Source organism: Colwellia sp. 75C3 (genome assembly GCF_002836255.1).
Lineage (GTDB): Bacteria > Pseudomonadota > Gammaproteobacteria > Enterobacterales > Alteromonadaceae > Colwellia.
Genome location: NZ_PJAU01000048.1, coordinates 46,110 through 63,697, shown reverse-complemented (window position 1 = coordinate 63,697; position 17,588 = coordinate 46,110). Strand labels below are relative to the sequence as shown.

14 protein-coding genes are annotated in these 17,588 nt (G+C 37.4%); 6 read left to right on the top strand and 8 right to left on the bottom strand.

Annotation, left to right across the window (positions count from 1 at the left end):
* Positions 1-428 precede the first annotated feature (428 nt).
* The 4 genes from CXF85_RS10645 to dsbC all read right to left on the bottom strand — a co-directional run bounded on the left by CXF85_RS10645 (position 429) and on the right by dsbC (position 6,945).
* Positions 429-3,341, bottom strand: coding sequence for a ligand-binding sensor domain-containing protein (locus tag CXF85_RS10645; RefSeq protein WP_157829076.1), 2,913 nt, complete (start codon positions 3,339-3,341; stop codon positions 429-431).
* Between the two features lie 163 nt (positions 3,342-3,504).
* Positions 3,505-4,227 (bottom strand): ABC transporter permease, encoded by a 723-nt coding sequence (locus CXF85_RS10640; protein ID WP_101228512.1) that lies wholly within the window; start codon positions 4,225-4,227, stop codon positions 3,505-3,507.
* Between the two features lie 30 nt (positions 4,228-4,257).
* Positions 4,258-6,021, bottom strand: a complete 1,764-nt coding sequence (gene recJ / locus CXF85_RS10635; RefSeq protein ID WP_101228511.1) for a single-stranded-DNA-specific exonuclease RecJ — start codon at positions 6,019-6,021, stop codon at positions 4,258-4,260.
* Between the two features lie 129 nt (positions 6,022-6,150).
* A complete protein-coding gene (dsbC, locus tag CXF85_RS10630) occupies positions 6,151-6,945 on the bottom strand; it encodes a bifunctional protein-disulfide isomerase/oxidoreductase DsbC (RefSeq protein WP_101228510.1) in 795 nt (264 codons plus the stop codon).
* Between the two features lie 234 nt (positions 6,946-7,179).
* On the opposite strand from dsbC, the gene fldB reads away from it, so the two are divergent.
* The 3 genes from fldB to CXF85_RS10615 all read left to right on the top strand — a co-directional run bounded on the left by fldB (position 7,180) and on the right by CXF85_RS10615 (position 10,788).
* Positions 7,180-7,698 carry a flavodoxin FldB gene (gene fldB, locus CXF85_RS10625; protein ID WP_101228509.1) on the top strand — a complete coding sequence of 173 codons (519 nt, stop codon included), beginning with the start codon at positions 7,180-7,182 and terminating at the stop codon, positions 7,696-7,698.
* A gap of 320 nt (positions 7,699-8,018) precedes the next feature.
* Positions 8,019-9,272 (top strand): ATP-dependent RNA helicase SrmB, encoded by a 1,254-nt coding sequence (srmB, locus tag CXF85_RS10620; RefSeq protein ID WP_101228593.1) that lies wholly within the window; start codon positions 8,019-8,021, stop codon positions 9,270-9,272.
* A 274-nt stretch (positions 9,273-9,546) separates the two neighbouring features.
* Positions 9,547-10,788 carry a porin gene (locus CXF85_RS10615; RefSeq protein WP_157829075.1) on the top strand — a complete coding sequence of 414 codons (1,242 nt, stop codon included), beginning with the start codon at positions 9,547-9,549 and terminating at the stop codon, positions 10,786-10,788.
* 110 nt (positions 10,789-10,898) lie between these two features.
* Here the strand turns inward: CXF85_RS10615 and aqpZ are convergent, their stop codons facing one another.
* The 4 genes from aqpZ to yaaA form a co-directional block, all read right to left on the bottom strand.
* Positions 10,899-11,597: an aquaporin Z gene (aqpZ, locus tag CXF85_RS10610; protein ID WP_101228507.1), complete on the bottom strand. Its 699-nt coding sequence runs from the start codon at positions 11,595-11,597 to the stop codon at positions 10,899-10,901.
* A gap of 100 nt (positions 11,598-11,697) precedes the next feature.
* Positions 11,698-13,488 (bottom strand): TIGR03545 family protein, encoded by a 1,791-nt coding sequence (locus CXF85_RS10605; RefSeq protein WP_101228506.1) that lies wholly within the window; start codon positions 13,486-13,488, stop codon positions 11,698-11,700.
* Entirely contained in the window at positions 13,488-14,021 is a 534-nt protein-coding gene (locus CXF85_RS10600) for a DUF2062 domain-containing protein (RefSeq protein ID WP_101228505.1), read from the bottom strand. The genes CXF85_RS10605 and CXF85_RS10600 overlap by 1 nt, the downstream gene beginning before the upstream one ends.
* Before the next feature lie 70 nt (positions 14,022-14,091).
* Positions 14,092-14,865: a peroxide stress protein YaaA gene (gene yaaA, locus CXF85_RS10595; protein ID WP_101228504.1), complete on the bottom strand. Its 774-nt coding sequence runs from the start codon at positions 14,863-14,865 to the stop codon at positions 14,092-14,094.
* Positions 14,866-15,187: 322 nt separating this feature from the next.
* Between yaaA and tal the strand changes: the two genes are divergently transcribed.
* The 3 genes from tal to CXF85_RS10580 all read left to right on the top strand — a co-directional run bounded on the left by tal (position 15,188) and on the right by CXF85_RS10580 (position 17,463).
* Complete coding sequence (gene tal / locus CXF85_RS10590; protein ID WP_101228503.1) at positions 15,188-16,150, top strand: transaldolase; 963 nt, start codon at positions 15,188-15,190, stop codon at positions 16,148-16,150.
* A gap of 176 nt (positions 16,151-16,326) precedes the next feature.
* On the top strand, positions 16,327-16,500 hold the full coding sequence (locus tag CXF85_RS10585) for a DUF3545 family protein (protein ID WP_101228502.1): 174 nt from the start codon (positions 16,327-16,329) through the stop codon (positions 16,498-16,500).
* Between the two features lie 159 nt (positions 16,501-16,659).
* A complete protein-coding gene (locus tag CXF85_RS10580) occupies positions 16,660-17,463 on the top strand; it encodes an alpha/beta fold hydrolase (protein WP_101228501.1) in 804 nt (267 codons plus the stop codon).
* The last annotated feature ends 125 nt before the right edge of the window (positions 17,464-17,588 follow it).

The following is a 17,588-nucleotide window of genomic DNA, read 5'->3' as shown; positions in this document are numbered from 1 at the left end:
ATAAATGACTATAAATTGTAGGTATTTCTTAAGTTTACTATTTGGTTAAGACATAAATTTTTCATGAAGATGTTGCTGCTTAAAATAGCATTAACTTAAGGTGATATTTACTTAAGTAAGACTCAATATATTGAAAGATATATTTAAGAAAAAAACCTAGTTCTTTTGTTAGTCGTTGTTGGATAGTGCGTTACTAAATCGGAGATATGTGTGGAGATTGCTAATAATTAAACTTGCATATAACCTCCGTAGAATTAGAAGGAATATAAGATTAAGCCCAAAAGGTGGTTGGTAAACACCAAAAAAATTACTGACTAAAACGAAGATGATACTAACTAGAATGAGAGCGTTAAGTATCATACTTTCGTTTTACTTTGTGGCAGATCCTTTAGTAAGTGACTTTATATTAATAGCACAAACTAATCACCCTACTCAGTATTTCTACGTTCCTTGTGACTAAATGCTTCATCCCCACTATTTTTTGAGCTAATTTGAGGACTGTAGACAATAACTTGATTACGGCCATTATGTTTTGCAAAATATAAGGCTTTATCGGCTAGAGTGATCACCTTGTCATATCCACTGGCTTCTTTGTTATCCATTAATCCTATACTTATGGTGATACTCAGGCCATGAGCGATTGAATGAAAATCATAGTTTTGAACAACTATGCGTACTTCTTCACAAATATCAACAGCTTGTTTTTTGCTCGTAGGTATTAGTAAGGTGAACTCTTCCCCTCCCCAACGAGCACACTTTATGTCTAATTTGTGTCGTTCAAAGTGCTGCGATAAAATTTCAGCGATGGCTTGTATTACCTTATCGCCAACCATATGGGAGTAACCATCATTAACTCGCTTAAAGTAGTCAATATCAATAATAGCGAGTGAAAGCCCTTTTACACTCGCTTTGGCTTGATCAAAGTCATTCTCGCACCAGTTATCAAAAGCACGCCGGTTAGGCAATCCCGTTAGCTGATCATGTGTGGCTTGATGAGCAAATAATTTTGCTTGCTGTTTTAATTCAACCGTTTGCTTGGCAATTAGTTGCTCAAGTCTTTCCTCGTTACGTTGAATTTTGATAATCCGATATCGATAGGCGGTATAAAGCACAAGAGCAAAAAAAATAATCATTGCTAGTTTAAATACTCTGGTTTGCCAATAATAATACTCAATATTAAATGTTAGCAATGCTACTTGCTCACGCCACTTACCATCAGGGTATTTAGCGCGCATTTGAAAGGTATATTGTCCAGGAGCAAGGTTGGTAAACTCAGTATAGGTTTGATGTTGTTTATCAAGCCAGTCACTATCAAAGCCTATCAATTGTGTTTGATATTGAATGCGTTCTGAATTTAAAAAACCTAAACCTGCATAATAAACAGCCAAATGAGTGGTCCCCGCAGGCAAGATGATATCTTTATCTTCTGATATGGAGAGCTTATTACCATCAACAATGAACTGTTCAATGGTTACCGGTAACTGTTGCTCTGCCATTCGGTTTAATCTATGTTGACTCACTTGGCTCACGCCTTTCGCTGTAGCTAACCAAATGGTGCCATCGCTATGCAAAGTCGCCGCTGGCGTTGAACCTCCGTTAGCTTGGGAGCTGAGTAAGCCCGACCCTTCATTGAAAATTTGATAATCAACGATGTTAGTTTTACCCGATAAAATATTATCTATTTGCCGACCTGCAATTTTTATAACACCTCGATTGCTTGTTAACCAAAAAGCACCTAGTTTATCAACGACAACTTGAAAGAATTTATCTATGGGCAGGCCATTTTCTCTAGTAATACCATCGATTTTAGAAGTAGCGAGATCAATACGTAATAAGCCTCTATCTGTTGCCATCCAAACTGCATCAGGCTCAATATGAAAGCCAAAAGCATATTCCGCATCAAATGTATCCGTTAGTGGATACGTTTTCAAAACCCCACCACGATAAGATGCGACACCAACACCAGTACCAATCCAAACTTGCCCTAAATCATCTTCAGCCAGTGCCATGATAAAGTTTGCTGGTAACCCGGATTGTTGATTGATGTATTGCACTTCACCCGTTTTAAAGAATTTAACTATACCTGCCGTAGTACCAACCCAAGTACTTCCCTCAGAATCAACCAATATCGACCTCACCTCGTTACTATCTAAACGATTATTGATGGCTTTAACTGGCACTAACTTATTATTCACTACATTGAACACGCCTTGAGTATATGAACCTACCAGAACATCTCCATTTATTCCTTCCGCGAGGCTTAATACTGAAATGTTTTTTCCATGTTCTCCAAGCTTAATAGTCTTAATTTTATTACCTGAAATTTGACTTAAACCTTTACTACTCCCCACCCACAAGCTGCTGTCAGAATGAGATAAAACCGAGCGGACATAATCTCCCTTTAAACCTTGTTTAGAAGTCAGTGTAATAAAGGGAGCTTCGCGCAACCTAAATAAGCCAGCACTAGTCCCTACCCAGATACTGTTTTCTTTATCTTCATACAGAGACACTATACGGTTATTAGGTAAGCCTTTATTATCATCTAGTTTTTCAATACCGTTATCACTGAGTCTATATAAGCCATTGTTTGTGGTACCAATCCAAATATCATCATTACTATCTTGTAATAAACTCATTACTGCTTCGGTATTTAATCTCTGTTCAAGGCTAATAAAATGATTATTATCCAAGGTGAAAACGCCACGCTCTGTACCAACGATTAATTGTTGTTGCCTAGTAATCATGACAGTGTAAACAGGGGTATCGGGTAAGCCCATACCTGAATCATAATGGGTAACTTCGTTTTTGTTTTTTACACTATACAAGCCTTTGCTTGTCGCTAGCCAGATGGTGTTATCTTGGGTTTGAGCAATCTTAAAGACCCGAACATCCGCAATGATGGTATTTTCTTGTTCAGTTTTGTTATCTCTAAAAACAAGACCTTTCTCTTCTAAGCCCAACCAAATTCCTTGCTCATTATCATAAATCGCATGGTTGATTAAAGTAGAAGCATCCTTTCTCGGTTGCCAAGTCCTATTTTTTCGTTCAGATAAGCCACCACGAGCACCGGCTATTAATAAGTCACCATTAGCACGTGCAGTCAGGCTTTTAACTGCTGAATCTGGCAGGCCAGTTGCCGAGCCTCGCACAAAGACTTTGAATTCTAGACCATTAAAGCGAGCCAATCCTTCCCAAGTAGCTATCCAGAGGTAACCATCTTCTGATTGAGCTAAAGCATTAATTGCATTATGGGGTAAACCGTCACGGGTATCCCATGTTTGAGCAAAGTATTTATCTAGTGCTAAGGGTGTTTTCTGAGATGCACTAACAAATGTAGGCATGAGCAATAAAACCAGTAACAACTTAATTATAATCGTCGATAAATTCAAAATATTAATACCATACTAATTGGAGTGCGGATATTGGAGGCCTTTGGGCTACTTTAGAAAGTTAAATATACAACATTCTGCTCTTTATTAATTTACTTTTGCTAACAACTTAGTGTTAATTTTTTATTATGAGCCTATTATATTTTTTATTTAGCATTAAGAATATTGCCGATGCTAAGCCTGCTGAAGCAAAGACCATACACATGACCATAATTTGATAACGCGCTGCAATAAAGGGCGAGACGCCAGCCAGAATTTGTCCTGTCATCATTCCCGGTAACGAAACAATACCAACAGCAAATAAGGCATTCACATTGGGGATCATAGACGCTTTGAAGGCAATATTACGTGCATCTAGATAGCTTTCACCGCGATTAATTTCAGCAAAAAAACGTTCGCCACATAAACTTACGCTATTCATGCCATTAGCGAAAACCATGCCTGCCAGTGGCACCAGTGTTTTTGCCTCATGCCAAGGTTCAAGATTTAACACCCCTTGGGTAATGACCAACAAGACAATAACGCTACTGATAAAGATGGCCCAGAAGGCACTATTAAAAAGAGACTTCCCTGGCGATTCAATATTATTTAAAGCGATCCAACTTGAAAAAAGCACCATAACAAGTAACAAGGCGCCGATAATCCAAGCATTATCACTTTCAAAAATGTAACTTAAAACATAACCCACCAGTAATAACTGCACTAACATGCGAACCAATGCGTGCCAGGTGCGCTTTTGTGGCAACGACCAGCAAGCTAATAATACCAGTACAAAGACTACCGGTATAAAAGCTATGGCGAGCTTACTTAATGGAATAGTGGCCAGTGCTTGATCCATCGTTATGTCCTTCGTTCTCTATTTTTAAAGCTACGCTGTACGGAGATCTTCAATCATCAACTGTACCGTGCGCTTACCACGAAATTCATTAACATCAAGACGATAAGCAAGGTGAACTTGTTTCGCTTGTGTATTAGGCCACGCGTTAACGTCAACATTAAAGGCAATACCATCGAAAACTTGTTGACCATGAATAGTGTCTTTTTGCACAACAAGTTTTAAATGCTTTTCACCAACAATTCGCTGCTGCACTAAGGTGAAGGTATCGTCAAATAAAGGCTCGGGAAAGTTTTGTCCCCATGGACCAGCGTCACGTAATTTTTCTGCAAATTCAAGGGTAAGTAAGTCTGCACTTAATTCACCATCAGACAAAATGATGCTGTCTAAATCTTCAGGCTTTAACCATTTACCGGCCACTGTATTAAAGTGTTGTTGAAACAGAGCAAAATCTTTTTGTTTAATCGATAAACCTGCCGCCATCGCATGACCACCAAACTTAATAATTAACCCTGGATTTTGGCTATCAATATGTTCGAGTAAATCGCGAATATGCAAACCTGGAATTGATCGCGCTGAGCCTTTAATCTCGGCATTATCGGCATCATTATCCTCTTCCTTCGCTTTAGCAAAAACAATACAAGGGCGATGAAATTTCTCTTTTAATCGTCCAGCAACGATACCAATAACACCTTGATGCCAATCAGCTTGAAAAAGTGAAATAGCATTAGGTAAATTATCATCATCAAAATTGAGTGATGTCAGTACTCGTTCTGCTTCTTGTTGCATGCCCTGCTCTATTTCTCGGCGAGCTTTATTTAGATCATCAAGCTCTGCTGCCATGACACGAGCACTCGATAAATCATTAGCCAATAAGCAATTAATGCCATAAGACATATCATCTAAACGTCCTGCAGCATTAATGCGCGGACCTAGTGCAAAACCAAAGTCACTGGCAACAAGTCTTTGCTGGTTTTTATTAGCTATTTCAATAAGCGCTTGAATGCCAGGTCGAGTTTTACCTGCACGAATACGTTTTAGACCTTGGTCAACTAAAATTCGGTTATTGGCATCAAGTGAAACCACGTCGGCAACAGTACCTAAAGCAACTAAATCGAGTAGCTGTGCGATATTAGGTTCACTAATACCCTGCTCAGCAAAGTAGTTATGCTCACGGCAATATTTTCTTAAAGCCAGCATTAAGTAAAAAGCGACACCCACACCTGCAAGGGCTTTACTCGGGAAGTTACAACCATGCTGATTAGGGTTAACAATAGCGTCAGCAATAGGTAAAGAATGACCAGGTAAATGATGGTCAGTCACAATAACCTGCATACCTAAGTCTTTTGCACGTTTAACACCCGCAATACAACTAATACCGTTATCTACCGTTATTAGCATTTGCGCATTTTGTTGTGCTGCAAGATCGACTATTTCAGGTGTTAGGCCGTAACCATATTCAAAACGGTTTGGTACAATAAAGTCATGATTATTACTACCAAATAGGCTTAATGAAATCATCATCAATGCGGTACTGGTAGCGCCATCAGCATCAAAATCACCCACAATGATGATACGCATTTTATTTACGAGTGCGTCATGAAGTAACTGACATGCTTTGTCCATGCCCATCAGCGCTGTTTCATCAACCATACCTTGTAAACGAGCAACGCTAAGCTCAAGTTCTTCTGCTGATTGCATACCTCGGCTGGCATAAATTTGTTTTATGATTTCAGGTAAGCTCTCTGGCAAATGATTTGTGGATACTTGCGCTCGGCGAATAATTTTTTTATTCATGCTATTCGTTCTCAGTTTTTCTGGTGATAAGAGGAGATATTAGTGACTTATTTTGAACGTAAAAAAAGTACTTGGTGATAATCAGCAAGTACTTTTATAGAGATAATTTATTACACTAATGAATTGGGATTAAATAGTTTTCAGTAACTTTTCTAATTGCTCTGGCGGCTGATAGCCTGGAATCATAGTACCATTTGATAAAATAATTGCCGGTGTGCCACTTACACCAACTTTACGACCGAAATTGAACTGGGCTTCAATCGGTGATTCACAAATTCGATTAGCGATACCACTACCTGATTTAGCTTTAGTCAATGCCAGAGCGTTATCTTCATTACACCACACTGAACGTAAATCTTTGAAGCCTTGACTATAGTTACCTATTTGGTCTTTTATACCTGAACGTGGGTAAGCTAAATAGCGAAAAGTAATACCGCGCGCATTGTAATCATCCATTTGTTCATGCATTTTACGGCAATAGCCACAGGTAATATCGGTAAAGACGGTGACAACATATTTTTCATTTTTAGCTTTATAAACAATAGTGTCATCCTTAAACGTTTCTAAACCCTTAAGTCGCACTTCAGCCAAACTATTTTCGGTTAAATTTATAACCTTATCACCTAAACTATACACTTTGCCATGTATCAAAAAGTCGCCATCATAACTAGCATAAAATACGCCTTGGTCTGTCACTACTAACGCAATACCAGCTATAGGTGTAGCTTCAATTTTATCAACCTTCATTCCTAAACTTTGACTAAATTTTTCTTTTAAAATTTCGACGTTAAGCGCAGTATCGTTAGTTGCTGGTTTAGCTAATGCGGCAGGTACATTAACAGACGTTGCTGCATTTGCACTTTGAAAAAATAAAGGTAAAGTGAGCGTGGTAAGCACCGCGCTAAAAAATAATGTTTTATACATAATGGTTCCTAACAATTTCCTAACAAGTAATAGCAATAAATCGATATTAAAATAAGCAAAATAATCGTGCTCATTACAATAGACCTAGTTATATGCAAGGAAATTACAGCCATGAGAGATTATTTGCAACTTAAAATAGTCAGTAAATTGAATTAACTTGTAAACAAAGATAAATCTTTTTGCTAAAATCTCGCTGATTCTACCCGTACTCGCATTTAAATTGGATATAGCATAATGAAAATTGGTTTATTTTATGGTTCAACCACTTGTTACACTGAGATAGTTGCCGAAAAAATTCAGGCGATAATCGGTGCTGATCTGGTTGATATATTTAATATCAAAGATCAACCATTAGCACTGTGCCTTGATTATGATTTTATTATTTTCGGTATTTCTACCTGGGATTTTGGTGAACTTCAAGAAGACTGGGAGTCAATTTGGAGTGATATTAATCAGTTAGATCTTTCGGATAAAATTATTGCCCTATATGGCATGGGCGATCAAGTGGGTTATACTGAATGGTTTCAAGATGCATTAGGTTTGCTACACGAACAAGTAACAGAGCAAGGTGCAAAAGTTATTGGTTATTGGCCAAATCAAGGGTATGAGTTTATTGCTTCAAAAGCATTAACAAGTGATGAAAGCCAATTTGTCGGTTTATCGTTAGATGAAGATAGCCAATACAACTTAACCGACGAGCGTTTAGATACTTGGTGTGAACAAGTATTAGTTGAGTACAGTAACTTACTTTAATTGCTTCTAAAAATTCAAAAAAATCTCTCAGTTAATTTACTCCATCAATTTACTCAGTCAATTACTTAGTCCTTGCGATAAATAGTTACAGCAAGGGCTAAAACCACTATAATTGCCCTCATATTATCATTATACCAATCTCACTAAGTAATTAATCATTTCTACTGGTTAAAATAACCAACTACATCGTTATTTATTTAATAATTAGAGCAACTAGTTAGTTAAATAAATGCCTTGCACTTGGCAATTTTACCTACGTATTAAAGTAGATCACTTATTTAATGAAACTGGTATTATTAACACTTAGTGAACTATCCCCTATGTTTGAGCAATTTGATCTAGACTCAGAATTATTAGCCAGTATCCAAAAAATTGGTTACACCAAGCCTACCTCAATTCAAGAACTTGTAATCCCTGAAGCGATGATCGGCAAAGATATATTAGCATCTGCCCCAACTGGTACCGGTAAAACAGCCGCATTTTTATTACCTGTTGCTCAGCACTTGTTAGATTATCCACGTACTCAACCAGGCTTTCCGCGTGTATTAATTTTAACACCTACACGCGAATTGGCGATACAAATTGGCGCAGATAGTGAACAGATTACTGAGCTGACAAAAATAAAAACTGGCGTAATAACAGGCGGCGTTAATTACGGTAGCCATGCAGATATATTAACCACGACAACTGATATTTTAGTCGCTACACCTGGTCGTTTATTAGAATATATTGAAAATGAACAATTTGATGCGCGCGAAATAGAGATTCTTATTTTAGATGAAGCTGATCGCATGCTCGACCTTGGCTTTAGTGAAGCGATTAATCGTATTGTTGGCGAAGCTCGCTGGCGTAAGCAAACCATGCTATTTTCAGCGACTTTAGAAAGTGCTGGTGTAACGCGGTTTGCCGAAGAAGTACTTAATGATCCTATCTTTTTAGAAGCAACTCCATCACGTAAAGAAAAAGCAATTATTCATCAATGGGTTCATTTAGCTGATAATTTTGATCATAAGCTCAAATTGTTGGTGAATACACTTAAGCAAGAAGGCGTTGAACGTACGGTAGTTTTTGCGAATAAACGTGAAACGGTACAGTACCTTTCAGGCAAGCTTTATGCTGAAGAGTTACCTTGTGTTTGGTTAGAAGGAAAAATGCCACAAGACAAACGTAATAAAGCTATTGAGCGTTTTAAAAGTGGTGAAATAAAAGTATTAGTCGCGACGGATGTTGCCGCTCGCGGTTTAGATATTGACGACATCACTCATGTTATTAATTTCGACATGCCACGTAAAGTTGATATTTACATTCACCGTATTGGACGTACAGGCCGTGCCGGTAACAAAGGTACTGCTATCTCCTTAGTAGAAGCACACGATATGGCCGTTATTGGCAAAATAGAGCGTTACACCAAAGAACGCCTATCACGCCGTTTTATTCAAGAGTTACGACCAAAGAATAAAGAATCACGCGTAGTCAATAAAAAGGCAAAAATTAAGCTTACGACTTCTCAGAAAAAAGCTAAAACTAAGAAGCAAGTAAAGAAAAAAGCTAAGAAAGCCAAAGCAGCGAAATAAGCTTAGCCAAATCCCAGCCCCTGAGTGTTACATTATTGTGACACTTTTATTTCACTTTAGTCCCCTCATGTAATATTTCTGTCATAAAGCAATGTTGTAATAGCACCACATTCACTTTATGAATGAAGTTATAGCAAACATTTTAAATAACGACTCGACATTGACCCGTTAATTAACCTGTTTGGTATTTAACAATCCTACATTTATTAGCGCCGCGCTCAAAAATGAGTAATATCCTAAAAATTTGGTCTTCAACTTTATGATAGTAATTAATATGAAAAATCAGACATTAACTAATAAAACATCAGCACGTGCCCTTTCACCTGCAAAATTAATCATTGCAGTTGCTGTGGCAACGTCACTGAGTACTTCATTCGCTTATGCAAAAACGAGTGCTGCAATTGAAGACAATGAAATAATCACGAAAGCAACACAATACTCTGAAGTAAATAAAGGCACTGAAAGTAATATTAATGATGCGTGGGACTTTGCTAATTTATATGACAATGATCAAGGTGATTACTTTAAATTATCAGGCCGCTTGCAACTAGACTCTGCATGGGTTGATAGTGAGCAAGGTGATTATAACGATACTGCATGGCGTCGTTTTCGCTTTGGATTTAAAGGAAAAACAGGCGAATTTACTTACGCATTAGAAGCGGATATTAACTTAAATGATTCATTAGATGATGCTTATAATCGCTTAACGGATGCAAATGTCGCTTGGTCACTAGATAAAAATACTGAACTTAAGTTTTTAAAACAATCTACTGGCTTTACTTTAGATGGTAAAACGTCATCTAAAAAGCTACTTACACCACAAAGAAACAACCTTACTAATAATTTATGGTTTACCTCAGAGTACTTTACTGGTGTTAGCGTTAAAAGTAAGTTCACTGATGATTGGTCGTATAAAACAGGTATATTTTCTAGCGATGGATCAGATGAAATATCGATTAGCGATGCCAGTTACTTCGCAATGTTTTCAACGGCTAAGAAGTTAGCAAAAAATAGTCTTTGGGATAAAGGTGAAGTAAGTTTCGATTATATTTATAACGATACTCACGAAGAAGGTAATACCCGCGACTTCTCACAAGTAATTAGTACCTCTAGTAAATTTAAACAAAATGACTGGGGTTTACTTAGTGATATCTCTTGGGGTAAAGGTGATTTAGGTCAAAGTGATCTTTTTGGTGTTGTGGTGATGCCAACGTATCAACAAAGTGAAAAAATTCAGTGGGTTGCTCGTTACACCTACTTAAGTAGCTCAGAAGATAATGGCGTTCGTTTAGGTCGTTATGATAGCAAAGTAGTTGATGAGCATGGCGTAAGCATCGTAGACGGTGAGCGTGGTGATAAATACCAAGAAGTTTATGCAGGTGTTAACTGGTTCGTAAACGACCACAAATTAAAGTTTCAAGCTGGCTTACAATACGCAAAAATGGATGATAACGCCAATGATGGTGGAGCGTATGATGGTTGGAGTTTCACTGTAGCTATGCGTAGTTACTGGTAATACTCTAAGAACATAAAAAATAAAAAGACCGGTTTGTTTTGAGCAATCCGGTCTTTTTTATGCTTAATATTTACGAAGCATAAATGGTTCTTTTGAATATAAACGACTCATTAACTAGCTTCTGGCTCTTCTTTAGCCACTAAGCGATATAACTTCGCGCCAATAAAGCCACCAATTATAGGAGCAACCCAAAAAAGCCATAATTGCGCCACAGCCCAATCACCAACATATAAAGCAACACCAGTACTACGCGCCGGATTTACTGAGGTATTTGTTACTGGAATACTGATCAAATGAATTAACGTTAAACACAAACCAATAGCAATAGGTGCTAATCCTGCGGGTGCACGTTTGTCCGTTGCGCCCATAATGACAAAGATGAACATCATGGTTAACACAACTTCAGCGACAAGCGCTGCTGTCATCGAATAACCGCCTGGAGAATGTTCACCAAAACCATTTGAAGCAAAACCTGCAGATAAATCAAAACCTGGTTGGCCACTCGCTATAAGGTATAAAGCACCACCACCAAGAATAGCGCCAACCACTTGTGCAATGATATAAGGCATAAGTTCGTTAGCAGGAAAACGTCCTCCTGCCCATAATCCTACCGACACTGCTGGGTTTAAATGACAACCCGAGATATGGCCTATCGCATAAGCCATAGTAAGTACCGTTAAACCAAAGGCGAATGATACACCAAGTAAACCAATGCCCACTTCAGGAAACCCTGCAGCTAGTACAGCGCTACCACAACCACCAAGTACCAACCAAAAAGTGCCAATACATTCTGCAATATATTTATTCATTGTTATTCCCTTATCTGTTAATAAATTTATATTCTCGTGCATTAATAAGTATAAAGGGCCGCCAACATCCTATTTCCTGAGCAGCTTAGTACACTTTTCTTTAACCAAATAAATCGCCCAATTTATTTTTTAACTTATCTTTGGCTTTATCTTCAAGTTTTTTCTGCTGTTGTTTAACAACATCTGAATTTTTTAAATCAGCCAGTGCTTTATCGGTATCTGTTAATAAAGCTTCAAGGTCTAATAATTCAGCCGCTTGGCTATCACCTAACTTTAAAGCACTTGTTAACTTTTCATTTAAACCTTTATTAACTTTCTTTTTAAAGTCACCTAACTTACCGGCAACCTGATCTTTGAAAGCACCTGTTAGTGCATCATTTATCGATGAAGCAATAGTAAAGTTTGGTTTGTTAAGCTCACCATTTACGCCAACATCAACCGTTAAACTATCTAATGATTTAACAGTATCCAATAATAACTTGGTTATTTTAGATTTCGCATCACCTTGGTAACTCGCTTGATTAAGTGATAAATGATTAGTTGCAACAATTTCACTATTGATCACCTTAAAGCGACCTTTACCGTCAAGTTGTGCTGAGTTCAGTGATAACGTTAATGCTTTACTTTGGGTTAACTCAGTATTTGATAACGCTTTGTCATTAATTAACCACTCACCGTTAGCATTAAAATCACCTGATTGCGTTACGTTAAAGTTACTGCTTAGTTTAAGCTCTCCATTACCTATTGAATTGATATTGATAAGACTATCTTTTCCCCTAAACCAATGTTGATGTGTCAACTCACTGCCGGTAACTGTTACTTCACCCTGTTCAAGTTGAATTGAGAATAATGCCTTTTTAATTAATACCGATGGTAGTGGTGACTCTTCTTTAAAAGTGATAAAACGTCCCTCAGCATGAGACTTAACGTCACTAACTGTGCCATCATCTTTGGTATTCGCCATTAAAGGTGATATTTGTTCATAAGCCCATTGCGCCTTTTGCACGTACTCTCGTGCTTGCTCGCCAAAAAGAATGTGCGCAAAATCTTCTGTATCAAGACTTTCTAATTGATAGGTTTTTTCTATTTGTTTCCAATCTTTACTGGGGGCCGCTTTTAGCTCATCAACTTGCTGCGCTAATAGGCTTTTGCTGGCTAATACTTGCTGTTTAGCTTTTTTAACCAGTGCTTGATCTGTTTTGAACTCAGCTTTAATTTTATCAAATTCAGTTTTTATTTTTTCTATATCAGCCAATGAACTTACTTTCGTTTGTCCTAACGCTTTGACTTTATCTTGATAAGATTTAAGCTTTGCTTTAGTAGGTAATTGTGTTTTCAGTGCTTTAAGTTTCGCCTGTTCAACCTTATAACTATCTTGTAATTGAGTAGTGGCTTTAACCGTTAGTAAGTTACTGTCATTCAGTAAAGTTTTAACATCAGGCAACTTCATATCGACTTCTGGCAACATTGCTTTTGCTTGATCAGATAAGCTTTCTTCAGCTTTCCCATCGACCTCATCATTTACATACACTTTACCGACTTGAGACCTAACACTAGAAAAAGCGAGTTGGCTTACTTCAAGCTCGTCAATAATGATTTTCCCGAATAAATATTGCCAAACTTCAACACCCGCTGTAGCTCGCTCAAAACTAAATAAGTTCTGTGTTGGGGTTTCTTTGTCTGTAACTTGTAAACCTAGCACACTGACTTTTAACGGCGAGTATGCCAGTTTTACTTCTGCCACATTCACTTCAGCGCCAAAAGCACTTTCGGCCGAGCTAACAATTGCAGTTTTAACTAAACTTTCAGCAAAAAAATACAATAACCCTGCGACTAACGCACTTAAAACAATAAAGGCAATAATGCCTTGCCAACGAATAAAACGAGCCATTATAGACCTCCTCTAGTTAGGCTAGATTCACCCGAAAAACTACTATATAAGCTATAGAACTTCGAGGCATTTAACGCTTTGACGATTCTAAACTTCTCAAAAAATGTCATGATATGCACTCGGTACTTCTCAATAATGAACTTGCTGATAAAATATATTGGCGCACATAACGCGGCACCTAAAACAAAGGCGCCTAATATATAGGTGTGATGCCAATGTGCTAATTTAAACAAACTGAGTTGGTATAATGCGGTAAAGAAATCAACTAAAGCGGGTTGTGTAAGTAGGGACTCACCTACCTGAACAATTACCGGTGATAATAAATAACTCAAGCCAGAAAAGAAGCCAACCGCAAGTATAAAGCTACCTAAATGCACTCGAATAAGTAATACAAAAAATATTATGACGATATTGTGTAGCGTTAAGATTGGCGATAAACCAACGATAAAACCTAACGCAATGGCTAGCGCTATTTGTCTGATAGAACTATCACTGTTTAAGGCATGAAATAGCTTTGCGAGTAAAGTTAACATGTGGCCTCCTATTAAAATGTTTAAAATATCTCATCGACAATCCCACCAACGGAGGTGGCTATTGGCTGAGTTAGCTTTCTTTACGTGTAAAAACCCAATCATTGTCTTTCGACATCGCTTCATTATATTGATAACCCGCTAAATCAAATAACTTGATCTGTTCAAAGGAAGTTAACTTATTTTGAATGATGTAGCGTGCCATAAGACCACGTGCTTTTTTAGCAAAAAAACTGATGATTTTATATTGACCATTTTTCCAATCTTTAAATACTGGTGTAATAACAGTGGCCTTTAATGACTTTGTCTTTACCGATTTAAAATACTCGGTTGACGCAAGGTTAATAAGAACATCATCTCCGAGTTCACTTAACGTTTTATTCAGTTCGTTAGTTATGATGTTACCCCAGAACTGGTATAAATTATCGCCGCGACTATTACCAAGCTTACAGCCCATTTCTAAACGATACGCTTGCATTAAATCAAGCGGTTTTAGCAAACCATATAAGCCAGATAAAATTCTGAAATGTTGTTGGGCAAAATCAAAATCTTCATCGCTAAAGGATTGTGCATCAAGACCCGTATATACATCGCCGTTAAAGCTTAATATTGCTTGCCTGGCATTATCTTGGGTAAAAGGCATAGACCACTCACCAAACCGTGCTGCATTTAAGCCGGCAAGTTTATCACTGAGTTTCATCAAGCTGGCAATATCACTGGGAGAAAGCTTAATACAGTCATCCATCAATAATTGGCTTTGCTCTAATAAGCTAGGTTGGCTAAATTTTTCGGTAGCTAGTGGGGATTCAAAATCTAATTTTTTCGCAGGTGAAACAACAAGTAACATATTTTAAGCCGGTTTTTGTGAGTACTTAATAAAACGTAATATATCATAAGGTTTATGCCCGTTACCATTCAAAGTGTAGGATTAAACCTGCCACTTAGTTGGTACGGATACACGCATGTTAATAGCGTTTAATCTAGGGTAATTAAAGCCCAATCAATCACGTTTGGCGTAACTTACAAACAAATAAGTAATAAATAGCTAAAAATAGCGCAATAAAGGGTGCTTTTTTATTTTTATGTTGTAATATTTCACCAGCTACATTCATTATTGAATTTAGAAATGATCCGCAATCAAATTTCCAGAACACTATTAAGGTAACGCCATGACAAATTCTTCATCACAGCTTGCACAATTAAAACAAATGACCACTGTTGTGGCTGACACAGGTGACATTGAGGCTATAGCAAAATTTCAGCCTCAAGATGCGACAACTAATCCATCGCTTTTATTAAAAGCGGCTTCTTTAACTAATTATCAAGGCTTAGTAAAAGACTCGGTTGCTTGGGCGAAAACACAATCAAGCAGTGCTGAACAGCAAGTTATTGATGCTGCAGATAAACTGTCAGTATTAATTGGTCTAGAAATTTTAAAAATTGTTCCTGGCCGTATCTCTACAGAAGTTGATGCTCGATTATCTTTTGATACTGCAGCCTCAATTAGTAAAGCCCATAAGCTAATTGCTATGTATCACGAAGCTGGCATTAGTAACGATAGAATATTGATTAAACTTGCCTCTACATGGGAAGGTATTAAAGCGGCAGAGCAACTTGAGCAAGAAGGAATTAATTGTAACCTGACTTTACTCTTTAGTTTTGCGCAAGCACGTGCCTGTGCTGAAGCGGGCGTTTATTTAATCTCACCTTTTGTCGGCCGAATTTTAGATTGGCACAAAAAAGACACTGGCCGTACTGACTATGCAAGTTTTGAAGATCCTGGTGTTGTATCGGTTACGGGTATTTATAACTATTACAAACAACAAGGCTTTAATACCGTAGTGATGGGCGCAAGCTTCAGAAATATTGGTGAGATTCTTGAACTAGCCGGTTGTGATCGTTTAACTATCAGCCCAGGATTAATGGATGAACTAGCGAATAGCACTGAGATTGTTGAACAGAAGCTAACTACACGTGAAGCGACTGCAGAGCAAGAAACAGCATTAAGCCAAGCACAATACCGCTGGTTGATGAATGAAGATGCCATGGCAACAGAGAAACTTGCTGAAGGTATTCGAAACTTTGCTATTGATCAAGTCAAACTTGAGAAGCAATTAACTGAAATGCTTTAATAAGCACTCTATATTTCAACCGAATAACGATTACTTTCAACGCATGTTTTATAAAAAACATGCGTTTTTTCGTTTTCATGACTAATGAATTGTGTTAAAAATGTTATTAAGCCTAAAGGCGGCTTAGAAAAAAGGCATTTGTTTTTCGATGTGATGGTAAAAATAAGGGGCACTTAATGGATAAGATAAACCAAGTTTTAAAATCAACAAGTCAAATAGCACATAAACGCGTAACATCAACAACTAAAAGAAAATGGCGAGAAATTGAATCTATACGAGACAAGTTTCAGCTAGAAAAAGATCTACGCATGTACGAAGACTCATTAGAACATATGTTAGAAGAGTTTTAGCCTGATAAATAGCTCTGTAAAAACTACGTAATACACAAAAGCCCAGTATGCTGGGCTTTTTTATGCCTGTCACTTTATTCAACTAAAATGCGTAACTTGTTGACAAAATTCAAACACCCGTTTAAATTTTGTCTTCACCTTTATCCATAAACAAATTCAATGACCAAAAATGTAATCAATTTTGCCCATGCTAATGGCTTTCCTACAGGTAGCTATCAAACATTATTTAATTACCTGCCTGATAATACTCAAGTGATCGCATTAGATAAATATGGCCATAATCCAGAGAAGCCTATTAATCATAATTGGCAAGCGCAAGTCGAAGAGTTGATCGCGTATGTTGAGGGGCAGCAAGTTGATGGTAATAAAGTTATTTGCTTAGGTCATTCCTTTGGCGGCGTAATATCTTTTATTGCCTGTTGTCAGAGACCTGATTTATTCAAAGGGCTTATTATGCTAGATCCTCCTGCACTTAGTGGAGTTGGTGCATTAGCGGCTAGGCTATTGAAGAAAACAAAGTGGATAGATAAGTTTAGCCCTGCAGGTAGAGCTAAAAATCGGCGTAGTCATTGGCCTTTAGGCTCTGACATTGCCTCAAGCTTTGCTCGAAGAAAGCTTTTCAGACCGTTTGATAGTCGCTGTTTAGGTGATTATATCACCTATGGTATTTGTGAACGTAATGATCAATTAGAGCTAGTATTTGATGCTCAAGTTGAAGCGGATATTTTTAGAAATATTCCATCAAACTTATCCAGTTATAAAAATAAATTAACCGTACCTGCTACTTTGGTTTACGGAGAAACGACTGATGTTTTCCCTCACCATATATTCCGTAAATTTATAAAACTGAATAAGCACATAAAGCTAAAAACAGTTACCGGTGGTCATATGTTTCCCCTTGAAAGTCCTGAGAAAACAGCTCAGTTAATCGCTGAAATTATAAAAGACTTCCCTGAAAGTTAATTATTAGCGGTGGAAACTACAGTCATAAAAAAACGCGACGAAAGTCGCGTTTTTAATATCTGTTCTTTGGTGTTTATAAGCTAAAGACCAAAGATTTGAATAATATTTAATACATAAGCTTATTG